This is a genomic window from Streptomyces sp. NPDC107517 (assembly GCF_055582645.1).
This window is the reverse complement of the sequence record NZ_JBVJPM010000004.1, coordinates 466,436-484,751: the sequence shown is the minus strand read 5'-3', so window position 1 is coordinate 484,751 and position 18,316 is coordinate 466,436. Positions and strand designations below refer to the sequence as shown.

The window sequence follows — 18,316 nt, the reverse complement described above, 5'->3', positions numbered from 1 at the left end:
ATGGCTGCTCCTGCTGCTCCTGCTGACGGGTCCTTTGTGTGTCGAGCGTATAGGCCGACTCCGACAACCCGCGCCGGGTTGTACGGAACCGTTGTCGTACGGATGTCAAACGCGTCACTCGGGGCCGAGCGTGCCGTCCGTCAGTCCGTCGTGCAGGCCCCGCACGAGCTGTTCACCGAGGCGCGCGGCCTGGCGCAGTGCGTCCTCGAACTCGGCGAGGGCGCGGAAGCGTTCGCCGTAGCGGTGCTGGTCGGCGAGCGGCAGGCGCGGCAGTTGGAGGCGGCGCACGTCCAGGCGCGTGGCGGTGGACGCAAAGCTGCTGGCCTGCCGGTTGTTGGCGGTGCCGCGCAGGAACCCGGCGAGGAACCAGGGGTCGAGGGCTGCCCGGTCGGGGCGCAGCAGGGTCAGGCCACGGCCGAGCGCGGCGCCCGCGGTGGCCTCGTCGACGACGCGGACGACCGCGCCGCCGCCGGCCAGGGGCACGACGACGTCGCCCGCCTCGACGAGTACGGGCTCCTCTTCCCCGCCCTGAGGTGAGCCGGAGGGCGCGGTTCCGGCGAGGACGTCGTGGTCGGTGAGGACGGGCACGCGCGCGGCGCCGGTGGCGGGACCCGATGCCGCCGCGGTCGCCGTGGTGGTCCGGAGCAACAGGGCGCCCGCGCGGGCGAGTTCACCGACCGTCGTCTGGGGCCATCGGGCCGGTGACTGCGCGGCGGGCGGGGTGTCGGGGGCGCGGTCGGCGGTGAGGCGCAGGGTGTCGCCGAGCCGGGTGCGGACCGCGGCGAGCTCCTCGGCGCCGCCGCCCGCGGCCGGGGGCGGCAGCCGGCGGGCGGGCGCGAGGTCGACCTCGTCGTCGAGCAGCTCGATCACGGGCACGGAGCGGGCGATGCCGGGCAGTTCCTCGAGGGTGCCGTCGCGGTCGAAGGGGCGCCAGGCGTCGAGCACGGTCTGCTGGACCTGCTCCCACGGCAGCTTGTCGCGTCCGTCGGCGGAGCCGGCCGGGCCGCCCCCGGTCGTCTCCACGAGGAGGAGTTCGGGCGCGGGTACTGCGTCGGCGCCGGGCCGGCGCAGTACCCACAGGTGGAGCGGGATGTTGTTGGGCGGGACGGAGCCCGCGGGCAGGGCGATCACGGCGCGCAGGGCGCCGCGGCGCAGGAGGTCGGCGCGGATGCGGCGGCCCGAGCGGCGGGAGGCGGCGGCGGGCGGCATCAGCAGGACGGCGGTGCCGCCGTCACGCAGGCGGGCCAGCGCGTGCTGGATCCAGGCGAGTTCGGACTCGGTGCGGGCCGGGAAGCCGTACTCCCAGCGGGCGTCGTAGGCGAGTTCGTCATGGCCCCAGTTGCGTTCGTTGAACGGCGGGTGGGCGAGGACGGCGTCGGCGCGGACGTCGGGGAACGCGTCGGCGCGCAGGGTGTCGCCGGCCGCCGTGCGCACCGTGGCGCCGTCGGTGGCGGCGGGGGTGCCGAGTGCGAGGCGCAGGGCGGTGAGGGCGGCGAGGTCGGGGGCGCTGTCCTGACCGTAGAGGCGCTGGTCCGGTTCGGGCGCGAGGTCGCGCACGGCGCGCAGCAGGGCGCCGGTGCCGCAGGCCGGGTCGAGGACGGTGCGGGCGGATCCGGCGAGGGCGGCCATGAGCTGGGCGGGACCCGCGGGCGTGAGCGTGTACTGGCGCGGGTTGGCGTCGAGATGACGGCCGAGCAGGAACTCGTACGTCTGACGGGCGCCCAGTTCCGCGGCGAGTTCGGCGGCGCCGCGCAGCAGCGGGACGGAGGGCAGGAGTCCGGTGTCGGGCAGGTGCACGGCGCGCTCGTCGCGGGGTCCGAAGCGGCGGTTCAGGACGTCGTCGAGGGCGGCCGGGAGGCGCTGGGCGAGGTGCTCGTCAAAGACCGCGGCGAGTTCGAGCCAGTCGGTGGGCCGGTCGTGGACGAGGAGCAGGGCGCAGCCGGCGTGCAGGAGCGCGACGCCGGGGCCCGCGGGGTGTCCGGCGAGCTGCTGCCAGACGCGCTCCCGCAGCGGGACCTCGGCGAGTTTTCCTTGCTCGCGCAGCCAGTTCTCGACGTCGGTGAGGGCGAAGGAGGGGCTGGTCTCGGTGCCGCCGACGGGCTTGGGGAAGTCGGGGTGGCGGCGGCGCCAGTTGCTGACGGCGGCGCGGCCGACCCCCGCGAGCCGGGCGATCCCGGCCGCGGTCACTTCAGTGGCGTTGTCCTGCACCCGGCGTGCTCCCCTCGGCTCCCCCACATGACTGTGGCGCCGAGCATACCCGCGAACGCGTAAGCACCCCATTCACGAGCGTGTACACACTCAACTTCGTGAATCGTGTTGACTCGGTTCACAGGCTCTGCTCTTATTGACCCATCGAAACGAGCGGTCGCCGGAATCGGGGGGCCGCCTTCTGTGGGGGGATCAGCCATGGGCATGAAGACCAAGGTCGCGCTGGGTGCGGTCGTCGGAATCGTCGTGATCGGCGTCGTATCGGCGAACTCGGGTGACGGCGACAACGGCAACGGGGGGAACGGCGGCGGTACCTCCGCCGCCGCGGACAAGAACGCGGGCGGCTCCGGCGACAAGGCCGGCAAGGCCGGCAAGGCCGACGGCGCCGCCAAGTCCGACGCCGGCGACAAGGGCGCGTCGAAGGCCTCGCAGGCCGAGCAGTTCAAGGCCTTCGTGGCGAAGAACGGCACGCCCAAGGAGAAGGACGCCGTCGCCCACGTCCTCAAGGTCCAGGGCGCCGACCAGCAGAACGACATCCTCGACAGCGCCGACGTCTACACCGACTTCACCGGCGGCCTGACGGGCGAGGGCTCCGGCCCCTCCAAGCTGATCGCCTCCGCGTTCGCGGACTGGAAGGACAGCAAGAACGGCCTGGTCACGGTCTACGACGCCGACGGCGAGATCATCACCAACGGCAACTTCTGACGGCCGTGCACCACCGCTCCGCCTTCACCACCTCAACCACTTCCCGGGGGAGAACTCCCATGCGCCGCAGCACACTTGCCACCCTCTGCCTCACCGCGGTCACGGCCGCCGTCTCCCTCACAGCGTGCGGCCCCGGCGGGGCCTCCGGGGCGGGCGACAAGCCCAAAGCCCCCTTCGCCGACCTGTCGGGACCGGAGATCACCAACAAGGCGATGAAGGCCACCCGCAGCGCCTCGTCCCTCACCATCAAGGGCAACGCGGCCGACGGGGACGGCGGGCAGATCGCCCTCGACGTCGCCCTCGACAGGAAGGGCGAGTGCACCGGCTCGATGGGCATGAACGGACAGGGCAAGGTCGACCTGATCAAGACGGGCCCGACCGTGTACCTCAAGTCCGACGAGGCGTTCCTGCGCGCCCAGAGCAAGGGGGAGTCCAAGGCGGACACCGACGCCGTCGTGAAGATGCTCGCGGGCCGCTGGATGAAGTCGAAGGCGGACAGCCCCGACGCCAAGGACATGGCGGACTTCTGCGATCTCGACTCGATGCTCGCCGAGTTCAAGAGCAATGACACCCTCGCCCGCAAGGGCAGGGCGACGACGGTCGACGGCACGCCCGCGTTCACGGTCACCGAGACCGACGGCAAGGACACGTACACGCTCTACATCGCGACCGAGGGCAAGCCGTATGTGCTCAAGCTCGTCACCAAGTCCGCCAAGGAGCCGGGCTCGCTCACGTTCTCGGACTACGACAAGCCGGTCGAGGCCGCGCCGCCGGCCGACAAGGACATCGTCGACCTGGACAAGATGGGCGGCTGACCGACCGGGCCCGAAGGCTCAGCGCGCGTGGAAGCGCTCCGGCGCCGACGTCGGATTGCCGCCCGTGGGCAGAGCCTGGTCCGGACAGGTCGACAGCACGCGCTTCATGGCGTCCCGCTCACCGGCCGTCACCCACAGCCCGTACTTCTTCTTCACGGCGACCTGCCCGGCGACATACGTGCACCGGTACCCCTTGCGGGGCGGCAGCCAGGTCGCCGTATCGCCCTCACCCTTGCTGCGGTTGGGGCCCGCGTCCACCGCGAGGAGGTTGAGCGGGTCGTTGGCGAGGGCGATGCGCTTGCTAGGGTCCCACTTCTGTGCGCCCTTCTGCCAGGCGTCGGAGAGGGCCACCAGATGGTCGATGTCGACCTGGCTTCGACCGCGCGCGAAGGCGATCTCCTTGCCGGTGTACGGGTCGGAGGCGAGCGTCCCCGACACGACCGTGCAGCGTCCGTCGCGGAACTTCACCCCCGTCAGGTCCCGCTTGAGTATGTCGTCCCGGGTGTCGCAGCCGTTCGAATCGGTGTCGGCCCAGGCGCTGCCGAAGCGGCCCCGGTCGTAACCGGTCTTGGGCGCCCGCCCCTTGACGGTCAGCGAGTTCACGGCGTCGAGCGCACTGCCCGCCTTGTACTCGGGCCCCGACCCCGCCCCGCCCTGCTTCTCCACGGTGCAGCCGGTGGCGGCGGCCACGGTCACCAGTACGGCGGCGACGGCCCGCCCAGCGCCTCGCATCACGACGCTCCCCCCTGCTAGTCCGGTTTCGGTGTCACCGTATCGGGTGAACGCGCCCGTCACCCGGGCGCACCGGGGCTCGCGGAAGCAGCCACACCTCCCGGTCGCGCCTGCCGCTCACACCTTCCCGATGCCGAGTGTCGTTTCCGACGGCAGCAGTCCGGAGCCGAGGACCTCCACCCACAGGGGCCCGAGGAGGTCGGAGAGCCTGGCGGTGTCCACCGCGCCGAGCGTGCGCCACGGTGCGGCGGCCAGCTCGTCCGTACGCTCCTCCACCTCCGCCCGCAGGGCCTTCCCGTCCTCCGTGGCGGAGCCCGTCTCGTCCAGCAGGCCCCGTGCGGCGAGCCGTTCCCGCGCGGCGTCCCACTGGTCCCGGCTCCAGCCCCGGCTGGTGAACGTCTGCGCGGAAGCGGCGCCCACCGCCGCGAACGACACGAGTGCCTCGACCGGGTCGAGGCCGGCCGCGAGCAGCGCGGCGAGATGACCGTCGCCCCGGTGCTCGCGCAGGACCGTCGCCGCCTGCCAGAACACGAGGTGCGGTGCTTCGGGCCAGGGCAGGCCGGCGTTGGCGGCGGCCAGGGGGCGGCCCTCGACGTTCACCGCCTCGGCGGCCCTGCGGGCGAGCGCGGCGGCCTCGGCGAACTCGGGGCCGTCGATCCGCTCGCCGAAGAGCGTGCGGTACGCGCGGTCGACGGAGCGCAGCCGTCCCGCGAGGACCGCGTCCGGTGCCGCGGTCCGCCACGCCGCCGGTACGTGCTCGGCGACCATGTCCGGGTTGAAGCTGTAGAACGCCGAGGCCACCCGTGTGGGCCCGGCGGCGCCCAGCGGGGCGGCACGCCAGGCGAAGTAGCTCGGCCAGCGCTCGTCGGTCCGGAACCCGAGCCCGGCCGCCTCCTCGAAGGCCTCGGGCGCGTAGTACAGCACCGCGTGGAGCGGTTCGACGAGGTGCCACATCTGGCGCACCCTGCCGGGCCCGACCTCAGCGCTCTCGGACATGACCGACCGTCCCCTCGTCGCACTCACCCCGCCCCGGACAGGTCCCGGGCCCGTCCCGCGAGACTCTACGAACCGAGGATCGACGTCAAGAACTCCCCGACCCAGCCCAGGAGTTCGCGTCCGACCAGCGGCTTGCCGCCCACCTTCGCGGTCTTCGGGCGCGGGACGAGCACCTGGTGCGCGGCCGCCTTGATGACCGTGCCCGGGTAGAGACGCTTGAGGCGCAGCTCCTGCGACTCCCTCAGCTCCACGGGGGCGAAGCGGATGTTGTTGCCCTGGAGGACGATCTCGCCGACGCCGCACGCCCGCGCGAACATACGCAGGCCGGCGACGAGCAGCAGGTTCTCGACCGGCTCGGGCAGCTTGCCGTAGCGGTCGGTGAGTTCCTCGCGGACCGCCTTGACGTCCGCTTCCGTGTTCACGGAGGCGATGGCGCGGTAGGCCTGCAGCCTGAGCCGCTCGCCCGGCGCGTAGTCGTGCGGGACGTGCGCGTCGACCGGGAGCTCGATCTTGACCTCCAGGGGCGGCTCCTCCTCGACGCCGCCCTCGACGGCGGCCCGGTAGTCGGCCACCGCCTCGCCGACCATGCGGATGTAGAGGTCGAAGCCGACGCCCGCGATGTGGCCCGACTGCTCGCCGCCGAGCAGGTTGCCCGCTCCGCGGATCTCCAGGTCCTTCATCGCCACGTACATGCCCGCGCCCATCTCCGTGTGCTGGGCGATGGTGGCGAGACGCTCGTGCGCGGTCTCGGTGAGCGGCTTCTCCGGCGGGTACAGGAAGTACGCGTAACCGCGCTCGCGGCCTCGGCCGACGCGGCCGCGCAGCTGGTGGAGCTGGCTGAGGCCGAAGTTGTCGCCGCGCTCGACGATGAGGGTGTTCGCGTTCGAGATGTCGATGCCCGACTCGACGATCGTCGTCGAGACGAGGACGTCGAACTTCTTCTCCCAGAAGTCCACGACCACCTGTTCCAGGGCCTGTTCGGACATCTGGCCGTGGGCCGTCGCGATGCGCGCCTCGGGGATGATGTCGCGCAGGCGGGCCGCCGCGCGGTCGATGGACTCGACGCGGTTGTGGATGTAGAAGACCTGGCCCTCGCGCAGCAGTTCACGGCGCACGGCCGCGCCGATCTGCTTCTCCTCGTAGGGGCCCACGAAGGTGAGCACCGGGTGGCGCTCCTCCGGCGGCGTGGTGATCGTCGACATCTCGCGGATGCCGGTGACGGCCATTTCGAGCGTACGGGGGATGGGGGTCGCGGACATCGTGAGGACGTCGACGTTCGCGCGCAGCTTCTTCAGCTGCTCCTTGTGCTCGACGCCGAAGCGCTGCTCCTCGTCGACGATGACGAGGCCGAGGTCCTTGAACTTCGTCTCGGAGGAGAACAGGCGGTGCGTGCCGATGACGATGTCGACCGCCCCGTCGCGCAGGCCCTCCAGGGTGGCCTTCGACTCGGTCTCCGTCTGGAAGCGCGACAGTGCCCGTACGTTGACGGGGAACTGCGAGTAGCGCTCGGAGAACGTCCCGAAATGCTGCTGGACGAGGAGGGTCGTGGGCACGAGGACCGCGACCTGCTTGCCGTCCTGGACAGCCTTGAACGCCGCGCGAACAGCGATCTCCGTCTTGCCGTAGCCGACGTCGCCGCAGATCAGGCGGTCCATCGGGACCGTCTTCTCCATGTCTTCCTTGACCTCGGCGATGGTCGTGAGCTGGTCGGGGGTCTCCACGTACGGGAAGGCGTCCTCCAGCTCGCGCTGCCAGGGCGTGTCCGGGCCGAAGGGGTGGCCGGGCGCCGCCATGCGCGCCGAGTACAGCTTGATCAGGTCCGCGGCGATCTCCTTGACCGCCTTCTTCGCGCGGGCCTTCGTCTTCGTCCAGTCCGCGCCGCCCAGGCGGTGCAGCGTCGGGGCCTCGCCGCCGACGTACTTGGTGATCTGCTCCAGCTGGTCGGTGGGGATGTAGAGGCGGTCGCCGGGCTGGCCGCGCTTGGCGGGGGCGTATTCGACGACGAGGTACTCGCGGGTCGCGCCCTGGACCGTGCGCTGGACCATCTCGATGTAGCGGCCCACGCCGTGCTGCTCGTGGACGATGTAGTCGCCGGATTCGAGGGTGAGCGGGTCGATCGTCTTGCGGCGGCGGGCCGGCATGCGCTGGCCGTCCTTGCCCGCCGCCTTCTGGCCGGTCAGGTCCGTCTCGGTGAGGACCGCCAGCTTCAGGGCCGGGTCCACGAAGCCGTACTCGATGGAGCCGCAGGAGACCTGCACGACGGCCGGGGCGAGCTCGGTGAGGTCCTGGTCGAGGCGGGCGGGGACGCCTTCGCCGCCGAGCACCTCGACGGTGCGGGCCGCGGGGCCGTGGGCCTCGGTGACGTAGACGGTGCGCCAGCCGTCGGACAGCCAGCCCTTGGTGTCGGCGAGCGCCCGCGCGGTGTCGCCGCGGTACGACTCGGGTGCGTGCATGCCGAGCTTGAGGGTGTCGGAGCCGAGCTCGTCGTCGGCCGCGAACGGGGAGACGGACCACCACATCATGTCCAGCTCGCGGGCCCGGTCGCGGACGTCGGCGATGGACCGCAGGGACGCCGCGTCCACGTCGATGGGGGCCTCGCCGCCGCCGGCCGTGGCCGCCCACGACGCCTGGAGGAACTCCTGCGACGTGGCCACCAGGTCGGCCGCGCGGGTGCGCACCCGCTCCGGGTCGCACACCACGGCCATGGAGCCCTCGGGCAGCACGTCGAGCAGCAGCTCCATGTCGTCGACGAGGACCGGGGCGAGGGACTCCATGCCCTCGACGGCGATGCCCTCGGCGATCTTGCCGAGGAGTTCGCCCAGCTCGGGGTGTTCCTCGGCGAGGGCGGCGGCCCGCTCGCGCACCTCGTCGGTGAGCAGCAGCTCGCGGCAGGGCGGCGCCCACAGGCCGTGCTCGGCGACCTCCAGGGAGCGCTGGTCGGCCACCTTGAAGTAGCGGATCTCCTCGACGTCGTCGCCCCAGAACTCGACGCGCAGGGGGTGTTCCTCGGTCGGCGGGAAGACGTCGAGGATGCCGCCGCGCACGGCGAACTCGCCGCGCTTCTCGACGAGTTCGACCCGGGCGTAGGCGGCCGCGGCGAGCGACTCGACGATCTCGTTCAGATCGGCGCTCCGGCCGGTCCTCAGCGCCACGGGCTCCAGGTCGCCGAGCCCCTTGACCTGCGGCTGGAGCACGGACCTGACGGGGGCGACGACGACGGAGACCGGGCCGGTCTCGGGGTCGTCGGTGCGGGGGTGCGCGAGGCGGCGCAGGACGGCGAGCCGGCGGCCCACGGTGTCGGAGCGCGGCGAGAGCCGCTCGTGCGGGAGCGTCTCCCACGAGGGGTACTCGACGATGCCGTCCGGCGGCAGCAGCGAGCGCAGCGCCGCGGCCAGATCCTCGGCCTCCCGCCCGGTGGCGGTCACGGCCAGCACGGTCCGCCCGGTCCGCCGGGCGAGAGCTGCCACCGCGAAGGGCCGCGCGGCGGGCGGGCCGACGACGTCGACGTGGGGGCGGTGCCCGTCGGTGGCGGCCTTCACCGCTTCGGCGAGCGCCGGGTCTTGACTTGCGGCGTCCAGCAGACCGTGCAGGCTCATGAAGGGCTTCCATCCCGGGGAGTGGGCAACGCGAACCGCCCGACACGTCGAACGGGCCGGGGGTCTTCCAGACTACGACGCGCCGCCGACACCCGCGTGCGGATCGTTCGCGCATCACATGCATGGTCCCCAGGGCGCACGGCGGCCCCGGAGTGTCCGGGAAGGACACTCCGGGGCCGCCGTCCCCGTTCCCCCGTTCGCACCGCCCCGCGCGGCTACTCCGTCGCGATCGCGTTCAGTACGTTCATCCGGCCCGCCCGGAACGCCGGGACCAGGGCGGCGAACAGGCCCACGAAGGCCGAGCCGACGAAGACACCGATGATCGTCGGCCAGGGGATCTCCAGGACGTTCAGGCCCTCCAGGGCGAGGAGCTTCTGGGCGGTCGCGCCCCAGCCCATGCCCAGACCGAGGCCGATAAGTGCGCCGAAGAGGGCGATGACCACCGACTCCAGGCGGATCATGCGGCGCAGCTGCCGGCGCGAGAGGCCGATGGCCCGCATCAGGCCGATCTCCCGGGTGCGCTCCACCACGGAGAGGGCCAGCGTGTTCACGACGCCCAGGACCGCCACGATGATCGCGAGGGCCAGGAGCCCGTAGATCATGTTGAGGAGCTGGCCGATCTGGTCCTTCAGGGTCTGCTTGTAGTCGGTCTGGTCCTTGACGTGGACCGTCGGGTCGGACGCGACCGACGCCTTCAGCGCCTTGTACGCCTGGTCGGCCTTGCCGGGGTCCGCCTTGGCGAACATCATCCCGTTGAGCGGCAGCCGGTCGGCGGGCAGGTACTGCTTCGCGGTCGCGAGGTTGATGTACATCGCGCCCTTGTCGAACGTCGTGTCGTCCGACGTGATCGCCGCGATCCTCAGGTCGGCGCTGCGGCCGTGCTCGAAGGCGACCTTCATGGTGTCGCCGACCTCGAGGTGGTTCTTCCCGGCGAACTCCGAGCCGACCGACATCGCGTTCTTCCCGTACGCCGCCGACAGCTCACCGGCGGTCGTCTCGCGCCGCAGGTCCTGGGCGTACGTGGGCGTCGCGGCGACGAGCTCCTCGTCCTCCTTCGTGCCGCCGGGCGTGGTCAGCTTCGTCCTGACGTACTTGACCTCCGTGACGTGGGAGACGTACGGGGCCTTCTTCATGGCCTCGGCGGCCTGCGGCTTCAACCCGTTCTGTCCCTCGACGATGAAGTCGGCGCCGACGGACTTGTCGAGCTCGCTGGTGGCCGAGGCGACCATCGAGGAGCCGACGACGGACAGGCAGGCGACGAGCGCGAGGCCGATCATCAGGGCCGCGCCGGTGGCGCCGGTGCGGCGCGGGTTGCGCAGCGCGTTGCGCTCGGCCATGCGCCCGACGGAGCCGAACATCCGCAGGAGTACGGCGCTGATGACGCGCACCACACCGCCCGCGAGGAGCGGTCCGATGACGACGAACCCGATGAGCGTGGCGACGATGCCGACGCCGAGCCACAGGGAGCCCTCGCTCGCCTTGGCGGCCTGGGTGGCGGTGTAGAGCGCGAAGCCGCCGCCGCCCGTGAGGACGAGACCGATCAGGGCGCGGACCACGCCCGCCTTGACGTCGGCGGGGGTGCCGGCGTCCCTGAGGGCCGCCATCGGCGAGACCTTGCCCGCGCGGCGGGCCGGAATGTACGCGGCGAAGACGGTGACGACGATGCCGAGGAGCAGCCCGACGACGGGGGTCGTCCACTTGACGGTCAGGTCGTCGGTGGACAGGTCCATGCCCGCCGCGGACATCATCTTCATCAGGCCGACGGCGAGTCCGACGCCCGCGCCGACACCGATGACCGAACCGAAGACGCCGAGCAGCAGCGCCTCGACGAGGACCGAGCGGTTGACCTGCTTGCGGCTCGACCCGATGGCCCGCATCAGGCCGATCTCGCGGGTCCGCTGGGCGACCAGCATCGAGAAGGTGTTGATGATCAGGAAGATGCCGACGAGGAAGGCGATCCCGGCGAAGCCGAGCATGGCGTACTTGATGACGTCCATGAAGGAGCCGACGTCCTTGCGGTTGGCGTCCGCGGTCTCCTTCTGCGTCTGGAACTTGTACGGGCCGTCGAGGGACGCCGCGACGTTCTTCTTGAGCACGGTGTCGCTGACGCCGGTGGCGGCGGCGACGTTGATCTGGGTGAACCGGCCGCTCCGGCCGATGAGTTCGCGCTGGGCGGTGGCCGTGTCGAAGTAGACGACGGCCGCGCCCGGGTTGGTCACCTTGAAGGAGGCGATGCCGACGATCTTCGCCCTGAAGTCGCCGGTGGCGGTGATGGTGCGCAGCTCGTCGCCCATCTTCAGGTGGTGCTTGTCGGCGGTGTCGGAGTCGACCATGACCTCGGTGGGCCCGCGCGGGGCGTGTCCGGAGGTGATGTCCATGGAACGCAGGTCGTTGCGCGTCCAGTTGCCCGCGATCGTGGGGCCGCCGTTCTCGGAGCCCATGTTCTTGTTGTCCGCGTCCACGACGGTCACGTTCATCGAACTGACCGCACCCTCGGCCGACTTGACGCCGTCGGCCCGCTTGACCTGCGCGAGGGTGGAGGCCGGCATCGACTCGGGGCGCCCGGTGTCGCTGCCCTCGCTCTTGGCGGCCTTCGGGCTGACCGTCACGTCGGACGACGTCGCGGCGAACAGCTTGTCGAACGTCGTGTTCATCGTGTCGGTGAAGACGAGCGTGCCGCACACGAACGCCACCGACAGCAGGACCGCCACGGCCGACAGGGCCATGCGCCCCTTGTGCGCGAAGAAGTTGCGCAGGGAGGTCTTCATCACGGTGTTCGCACTCATGACGTGCGCCCCCGCGCGTCGAAGTCCTTCATGCGGTCGAGGACGGCGTCCGCGGTGGGGCGGAGCATCTCGTCGACGATGCGGCCGTCCGCGAGGTATAGCACCCGGTCCGCGTACGAGGCGGCCACCGGGTCGTGGGTGACCATCACGATGGTCTGGCCGAGCTCGTCGACGGACTGCCGCAGGAAGCCGAGCACTTCGGCGCCGGCGCGGGAGTCCAGGTTCCCGGTCGGCTCGTCACCGAAGATGATCTCCGGCCGGGCGGCGAGCGCGCGGGCCACGGCGACGCGCTGCTGCTGGCCGCCGGAGAGCTCGGTGGGCCGGTGCTTGAGGCGCTCGGCCAGGCCCACGGTCCGCACGACGCGGTCCAGCCACTCCTTGTCCGCCCTGCGGCCCGCGATGTCCATGGGGAGCGTGATGTTCTCGAGCGCGTTCAGTGTCGGCAGCAGGTTGAACGCCTGGAAGATGAAGCCGATCCGGTCCCGGCGCAGCTGCGTGAGCTTCTTGTCCTTGAGGCCGGTGATCTCCGTCTCGTCCAGGTAGATCTGCCCGGACGTGACGTTGTCGAGGCCGGCGAGGCAGTGCATCAGCGTGGACTTGCCGGACCCCGAGGGGCCCATGATCGCGGTGAACTGGCCGCGGGCGATGTCCACATCGACGTGGTCGAGCGCGACGACGCGGGTCTCACCCGAGCCGTAGGCCTTGACGACCTGCCGCGCCCGCGCGGCGACGGCCGTCTGCCCTCCAGTGCCCCCGGTCCTGGGAATGGTCACAGCCGTTGTCACGGTAAGTCTCCTATGTCGGTCATGCGGGATGTCAGGTGTGTGCGACGTGCTTCAGTCTGGTGGCGAGGGGTGCCCCGGCGCCCTGGTGGAGGTCACCGTCTTTCCCTGGGGAAAACCCCACCCCTCGAAGGTAGGAAGAACCCCCCGCTCCCCTCGTCCTCCGGGGGGACGAACCGCCCCCTGTCCGCAGTACGGAGGTCCCCCTAGGGGGAGTCCACCCATCGGTGGAGCGCTTCTAGGGGTTCGCTCCACCTTCCTGCGCAGTCACGCTCCACCCTCCCGCCGCGCCAGGGTCAAGTGAGATGGTGTCGGGGGCGAAATAGATGCAGGGGGAAGGAATCCGGTGGGCAGCGCGACATCGCAGGCTGGCACGCAGGCGGGCACGGGGAAGGACCGGCGCCGGGGCGCGGTCGTCGCCGCGCTCATGCTCTCCATGGCACTGGCGGCACTCGACTCCACCATCGTCTCGACGGCGGTCCCGCAGATCGTCGGCGACCTCGGCGGCTTCTCCGTCTTCTCCTGGCTCTTCTCGGGCTATCTGCTCGCCGTCACGGTCACGCTGCCGGTCTACGGGAAGCTGTCGGACACCTTCGGCCGCAAGCCCGTCCTCATCGGCGGCAGCATCCTCTTCCTCGTCGGCTCGGTCCTGTGCGCGGGCTCCTGGAACATGGGCGCGCTCATCGCCTTCCGCGTCGTCCAGGGCCTGGGCGGCGGCGCCATCCAGGGAACGGTCCAGACCCTCGCCGCCGACCTCTACCCGCTCAGGGAACGCCCCCGCATCCAGGCCCGGCTCTCGACGGTCTGGGCGACCTCGGCCGTCGCGGGCCCCGCGCTCGGCGGGCTCCTCGCCTCGTACGCGGGCTGGCGCTGGATCTTCCTCATCAACATCCCGATCGGCGCGCTCGCTCTCTGGCTCGTCGCGCGCCATCTCCATGAACCCGTACGGGAGAAGGGGCCGCGCGCCCGCATCGACTGGGCCGGAGCGCTCGCCGTGTTCGCGTGCGGCGGGGTGCTCCTGACCGCGCTCGTCCAGGGCGGCGTCGCCTGGGACTGGCTCTCCGCACCGTCGATCGCCCTGTTCGGTACGGGAGTTGCGCTGGTCGGCGCCGTCGTCGCCGTCGAGCGGCGCGCCGCCGAGCCGATCATCCCCGGCTGGGTCTGGCGCCGGCCCACCATCGCGGCCGTCAATCTCGCGCTCGGCGCGCTCGGCCTCCTGATGGTCGCGCCCACCGTGTTCGTGCCCACCTACGCGCAGGCCGTCCTCGGACTCGCGCCCATGGCCGCCGGGTTCGTGCTCTCCGTGATGACGCTGAGCTGGCCCGTCTCCGCGGCCCTCAGCCAGCACGTGTACCGCAGGATCGGTTTCCGCAACACGGCCGTCGTCGGCATGGCGGCCGCGCTCCTCGTCCTGCTCGCGTTCCCGCTGCTCCCCTACCCCGGGGCCGCCTGGCAGCCCGCGCTCGTCATGCTGCTCCTCGGCGCGGCGCTCGGCCTCTTCCAACTGCCCCTGATCGTCGGGGTCCAGTCGACCGTCGGGTGGGCCGAGCGCGGCACGACGACCGCGTCCGTCCTGTTCTGCCGGCAGATAGGCCAGACGATCGGCGCCGCGCTGTTCGGCGCCGTCGCCAACACCGTGCTCGCCGGGCGCCTCGGCGGCGCGGGCTCCCTCGACTCGGTGGCCAAGGCTCTTGAGGACCCCGCCTCGGTGGCCGACCCGGACCGGCTGCGGCGCGCCGTCGCGGCGGCCGTCGACTCGGTCTACGTGGGTGCGGCCGGCGCTGCCGCGCTCGCTCTGGTCGTCCTGCTGTGCCTCGCGCCGCGACGTTTCCCGGTGATCGACCAGGACGGCGAGCGAGGCGGCGAGCGGGCGGGCGAGGGCCCTGGTGAGGCGGCAGCAGGGGCCGCCGGCAACTCACCCGGCTCACAAATTGCGCATCAGCATCACTCACCCCTCTCACAACAAACCGACTGAGCAGTTCGCCAGAACCGTCGCGCAAACCCCCTACCTACGAGTAACGTTCCGGCTCCCCTCTCGCTCCCTGCGTCCGCAATCCCCGGCGGACCCAAGCCGCGCAAGGAGAACCGGGATGTCCGACACACCGCACCGCTCATATTCCGACCACCAGAACGAGCCAGGGCAGGGCCCCTTCCCCACGGGCCGCAGCCAGTACGGGAACCAGAACCGGAACCCGTACGGCAACCCGAGCCAGGGCCAGTACGGCAACCCGAGCCAGGGCCAGTACGGGAACCGGTACCCGGGCGAGCACCAGCAGTCGTACCCCCAACAACCGCCGCACCCCCGACAGCAGCCCGACCCCGCCCTCACCTACCCCTGGGCGCCCCCTCCCCCACCTCCCGCGCCCACGCACCGGCTCCCCCGCCACCCCGCGCTCGGCCACCACAGTGACCTGCGGCTCCTGCGCAGCGCCTACCGCTGGCAGCGCCGCGTCGCCACGCTCACCGCCCTCGGCTACTTCACCCTCTTCCTCGTCCTGTCGGCGTTCGCGCCCTCCCTCATGACGGGCACGCTCCCCGGCGGCTTCTCCACCGGCCTCCTCCTCGGCCTGTGCCAGCTCCCGGTGACCGGCCTCGCGCTCTGGCTGTACGAATACACCGCCCGCCGCCGAGTCGATCCGCTCGCCCACCGGCTGCGCAGACAAGCGGAGCTGGACCAGCGTCCGGCTGCCGGAACGCCCGGGGGGAACTTCCGATGACGGACTTCAGCAGCTCGGCCCAGGGCATGTCCCTGGTCGCCTTCACCGCGGTCGCCACCATCACGCTGCTCCTGTGCGTGATGACCGGCCCCGACCGCGACAACCTCGACGAGTTCTACACCGGCTTCGGCTCCCTCACCCCGATGCGCAACGGCCTCGCCATCGCGGGCGACTACATCTCCGCGGGGACCGTCCTCGGCACCGGCGGCGTCATCGCGCTCACCGGTTACGACGGGATCGTCCTCGCCCTGAGCACGTCCCTGTCCCTGATGCTCCTGATGTTCCTGCTGGCCGAACCCCTGCGCAACGCGGGCCGGTTCACCATGGGCGACGTGATCGCCCGCCGCCTGCCGGGACGCGCCGTACGCATCGCCGCGTGCGTCGCCACCCTCGCGGCACTGCTCCCGCTGATGCTCGTCCAACTCGCGGGAGCGGGCGATCTGCTGGCGTTCGTCCTCGGCTTCACCAGCGAGGGGTTCAAGACGGGCTGCGTCATCGCGCTCGGCGCCCTGATGATCAGCTACGCGGCGATCGGCGGCATGAAGGGCACCGCCCTCATCCAGATCATGAAGACCGTGATGCTGCTCGGCTCCGGCCTCGCCGTCGCCCTCCTCATCCTGTACCGCTTCGACTGGAACCCGGGCACCCTCGCCTCACAGGCCGCGCAGGCCAGCGGCGTGGGAGACGCCTTCCTGCACTCGGGCCTCCAGTTCGCCGGCACCGCCAACCCCCGCCTGGACATGATCAGTTCGGAGCTGACCGTCGTCCTCGGCGGCGCGTGCCTGCCCCACGTCACGATGCGCATGTACACGGCGCGCAGCGCGCGTGAGGTGCGCCGCTCGATGTCCTGGGCGGTGTCGGCGGTCGGTCTCTTCGTACTGATCATCGCGGTCGTCGGGTTCGGCGCGACGGCGTTCCTCGGCCGGGCCGCCGTCGCGGCGGCCGACCCGCAGGGCAACACCGCGTACCTGCTCGGGGCACGGGCCGCGTTCGGCGCGGACGCCTCCACGGCGGAGACGCTGGTGTTCACCACGGTCACCACGGCGCTCTTCCTCACGCTGCTCGCCTCGGTCGCCGGAATGATCCTGGCCTGCGCCAACTCCCTCGCGCACGACGTCTTCGCACACCGCAAGGCGCCGCTGACCGCCCGCAGGGAGATGACGCTGGCCCGGGTCTCGGCGCTGTCCGTCGGCGTGCCCGCGATCCTCCTGGCCACGCTCGTCCAGCACTACAACCTCCAGCCGCTGGTCACGCTGTCGTTCTGCCTGGGCGCCTCGGCGCTCGCGCCCGCGCTCGTCTACAGCCTGTTCTGGCGCCGCTACACGAGTACGGGCCTGCTGTGGACGCTGCTCGGCGGCACGGCGTCCTGCCTCATCCTGATGACGGGCACCAACCTGGTGTCCGGCTCGCCCACCTCGGCGTTCCCGGGCCAGGACTTCAACTGGTTCCCCTTCACCACGACCGGCATCGTCTCGATCCCGCTCGGCTTCCTCTTCGGCTGGCTCGGCACGATGGCCTCCGGCCGCCGCACAGCCGATGACCAGCGCCGCCAGTACGAGGCGGTGGAGGCGTGGATCCTGGCGGGCGTGACGCGGCAGGCGCCGCGGAAGGAGGGCGGCTAGGGCCCACCCCGGGCCGCGCCGCCCGCCCACGGCGCCTCGTGGGCGGGGGCGGACCGCTTACGACACCCTCTTACGGCGTCCGGTCGCGGCGAGCGCGGCTCGGGAGCGATCGCGCGTACGACGACGCCTCGCCGGCGTGGACACGGCCCGTGACCGCAGCGCTTCCGGCGTCTCGTCGGCCGGGCTTCGACCCGTGACCGCAGCGCCTACGGCGTCTCGTCGGACAGGTTTCGGCCCGTGAGGGAGGCCAGGGTGGTGCGGACGTGGTCCATGTGGGCGCGTACCTCGTCCCACTTCTCGCCGTGCTCGCGCAGCACCCGCTCCGTCTCGCGGCCCACGCCCTCCTCGTACAGGGTGGCCTCCGCGAGGAGCTCCGCGGCGCGGGCCTCGGCGTCCTCCTGGCCGTGCCGCGCCGACTCCTCCGTCTCGGCGAACACCCGCCGCGCCTCGGAAAGACGCCCTTCGGCCAGCGCCAGGCGCTCCGCGTCGCGCGCGTCCGCCGCGGCCTCCTGTCCGGCGATCTCCCGCTCGGCCTCGTCCCGCCGCTCGGCGTGGTCCTTCTCCTGACCGACGAGGGTCGCCCGGGTCCGCTCCCGGACCTCGTCCAGCGCCGCGAGCGCTTCCTCGCGCCATGCCTTCGCCTCGTCACGCGCGGCGGCGCGCACCCCGTCGGCCGTGGCCCGGTCGGCGCTCAGCCGCTCGTCGGCCCACTGGTCGGCCTCGGCCAGTACGGCGTCGGCCGCGGCGCGGGCCGCCTCACGCGTCTCCCGCGCACCGGCCTCGGCGTCCGCCGTGATCCGCCGGACGGAATCGGCGGCGGACGCCCGTACCCCGTCCGCCTCCTCCTCGGCGAGGGCGAGGATCTCGCGGGCCCGGTCGCCGAGGGACTCGTACGTCTGGGGGGCGAGCCGGGTCACGGCCAGACGCAGCCGCTGCGCCTCGGCCTCCAGCTCCTCGACCTGGGCTGCCAGGAGGGCGGCGCGCTCACGGGCGTCGTCGAGGGCCCCGGACAGCTCGGCGGCCAGCGCGTCCACCGGCCCGGGACGGTAGCCGCGGCCCCGTCCCGTGCCGAAACCATGGGGCGACACCGACGTACCGCTGCTCATCCTTGATTCCCCTCTCAGCCGCTTCGGCTCTCCTACCCAGCACTCGATCGAGCCGAAGCGCTCAAAACAAGACACTCCGCCCAACTCACTCGACAAGGATGCGCCAAATATTGCCGAAAGTCGGAATCGTGAGCCCAGGGAGCGAGGCACCTCACACCCGCCCCGTCCGTGAAGGGCGCACAGAGAAAGACGGACCCGGAGGGAAACGAGAGGGAGCCCAGAGGGAACCCCGAGGAAAGAAGGAGAGGCGC

The 18,316-nt window shown here is 71.8% G+C and carries 11 protein-coding genes and 1 pseudogene; 5 read left to right on the top strand and 7 right to left on the bottom strand.

Annotated features, from left to right (window positions below; translation table 11 throughout):
• Window positions 1–114: 114 nt before the first annotated feature.
• On the bottom strand, window positions 115–2,208 hold the full coding sequence (locus ACZ67T_RS13010) for an N-6 DNA methylase (protein WP_469983636.1): 2,094 nt from the start codon (window positions 2,206–2,208) through the stop codon (window positions 115–117).
• 198 nt (window positions 2,209–2,406) lie between these two features.
• Here ACZ67T_RS13010 and ACZ67T_RS13005 point away from each other — a divergent pair, with 198 nt between their 5' ends.
• A complete protein-coding gene (locus ACZ67T_RS13005) occupies window positions 2,407–2,913 on the top strand; it encodes a hypothetical protein (protein ID WP_469983634.1) in 507 nt (168 codons plus the stop codon).
• 59 nt (window positions 2,914–2,972) lie between these two features.
• A complete protein-coding gene (locus tag ACZ67T_RS13000; RefSeq protein WP_469983633.1) occupies window positions 2,973–3,728 on the top strand; it encodes a hypothetical protein in 756 nt (251 codons plus the stop codon).
• Window positions 3,729–3,746: 18 nt separating this feature from the next.
• On the opposite strand, the gene ACZ67T_RS12995 is transcribed toward ACZ67T_RS13000, so the two are convergent.
• The 5 genes from ACZ67T_RS12995 to ACZ67T_RS12975 form a co-directional block, all read right to left on the bottom strand.
• Window positions 3,747–4,460 (bottom strand): HNH endonuclease family protein, encoded by a 714-nt coding sequence (locus tag ACZ67T_RS12995; RefSeq protein WP_469983632.1) that lies wholly within the window; start codon window positions 4,458–4,460, stop codon window positions 3,747–3,749.
• Between the two features lie 117 nt (window positions 4,461–4,577).
• On the bottom strand, window positions 4,578–5,456 hold the full coding sequence (locus tag ACZ67T_RS12990) for an SCO6745 family protein (protein ID WP_469983630.1): 879 nt from the start codon (window positions 5,454–5,456) through the stop codon (window positions 4,578–4,580).
• A 65-nt stretch (window positions 5,457–5,521) separates the two neighbouring features.
• Entirely contained in the window at window positions 5,522–9,052 is a 3,531-nt protein-coding gene (gene mfd / locus ACZ67T_RS12985; RefSeq protein ID WP_469983629.1) for a transcription-repair coupling factor, read from the bottom strand.
• Window positions 9,053–9,267: 215 nt separating this feature from the next.
• Window positions 9,268–11,838 (bottom strand): ABC transporter permease, encoded by a 2,571-nt coding sequence (locus ACZ67T_RS12980; RefSeq protein ID WP_469983627.1) that lies wholly within the window; start codon window positions 11,836–11,838, stop codon window positions 9,268–9,270.
• The gene (locus ACZ67T_RS12975; protein WP_406106044.1) at window positions 11,835–12,623 is read right to left on the bottom strand and encodes an ABC transporter ATP-binding protein; all 789 of its coding nucleotides are present in this window, start codon (window positions 12,621–12,623) and stop codon (window positions 11,835–11,837) included. Before ACZ67T_RS12975 ends, ACZ67T_RS12980 begins: the two co-directional genes overlap by 4 nt.
• A 343-nt stretch (window positions 12,624–12,966) precedes the next feature.
• On the opposite strand from ACZ67T_RS12975, the gene ACZ67T_RS12970 reads away from it, so the two are divergent.
• The 3 genes and pseudogenes from ACZ67T_RS12970 to ACZ67T_RS12960 all read left to right on the top strand — a co-directional run bounded on the left by ACZ67T_RS12970 (window position 12,967) and on the right by ACZ67T_RS12960 (window position 16,959).
• Window positions 12,967–14,595, top strand: coding sequence for an MDR family MFS transporter (locus ACZ67T_RS12970; protein WP_469983625.1), 1,629 nt, complete (start codon window positions 12,967–12,969; stop codon window positions 14,593–14,595).
• A 301-nt stretch (window positions 14,596–14,896) separates the two neighbouring features.
• Window positions 14,897–15,337, top strand: a pseudogene (locus tag ACZ67T_RS12965) (DUF485 domain-containing protein); the annotation flags it as partial.
• Window positions 15,334–16,959, top strand: a complete 1,626-nt coding sequence (locus ACZ67T_RS12960) for a sodium/solute symporter (RefSeq protein WP_469983624.1) — start codon at window positions 15,334–15,336, stop codon at window positions 16,957–16,959. The pseudogene ACZ67T_RS12965 and the gene ACZ67T_RS12960, both read left to right, overlap by 4 nt.
• A 206-nt stretch (window positions 16,960–17,165) precedes the next feature.
• Here the strand turns inward: ACZ67T_RS12960 and ACZ67T_RS12955 are convergent, their stop codons facing one another.
• Window positions 17,166–18,065 (bottom strand): cellulose-binding protein, encoded by a 900-nt coding sequence (locus ACZ67T_RS12955; RefSeq protein WP_469983622.1) that lies wholly within the window; start codon window positions 18,063–18,065, stop codon window positions 17,166–17,168.
• Window positions 18,066–18,316: the final 251 nt, after the last annotated feature.

Bases quoted from the DNA above. Each gene is read 5' to 3' on its own strand.
- ACZ67T_RS13005 (WP_469983634.1), top strand. From the start codon at position 2,407: ATGGGCATGAAGACCAAGGTCGCGCTGGGTGCGGTCGTCGGAATCGTC.
- ACZ67T_RS13000 (WP_469983633.1), top strand. From the start codon at position 2,973: ATGCGCCGCAGCACACTTGCCACCCTCTGCCTCACCGCGGTCACGGCC.
- ACZ67T_RS12995 (WP_469983632.1), bottom strand. From the start codon at position 4,460: ATGCGAGGCGCTGGGCGGGCCGTCGCCGCCGTACTGGTGACCGTGGCC.
- ACZ67T_RS12990 (WP_469983630.1), bottom strand. From the start codon at position 5,456: ATGTCCGAGAGCGCTGAGGTCGGGCCCGGCAGGGTGCGCCAGATGTGG.
- mfd (WP_469983629.1), bottom strand. From the start codon at position 9,052: ATGAGCCTGCACGGTCTGCTGGACGCCGCAAGTCAAGACCCGGCGCTC.
- ACZ67T_RS12980 (WP_469983627.1), bottom strand. From the start codon at position 11,838: ATGAGTGCGAACACCGTGATGAAGACCTCCCTGCGCAACTTCTTCGCG.
- ACZ67T_RS12960 (WP_469983624.1), top strand. From the start codon at position 15,334: ATGACGGACTTCAGCAGCTCGGCCCAGGGCATGTCCCTGGTCGCCTTC.
- ACZ67T_RS12955 (WP_469983622.1), bottom strand. From the start codon at position 18,065: ATGAGCAGCGGTACGTCGGTGTCGCCCCATGGTTTCGGCACGGGACGG.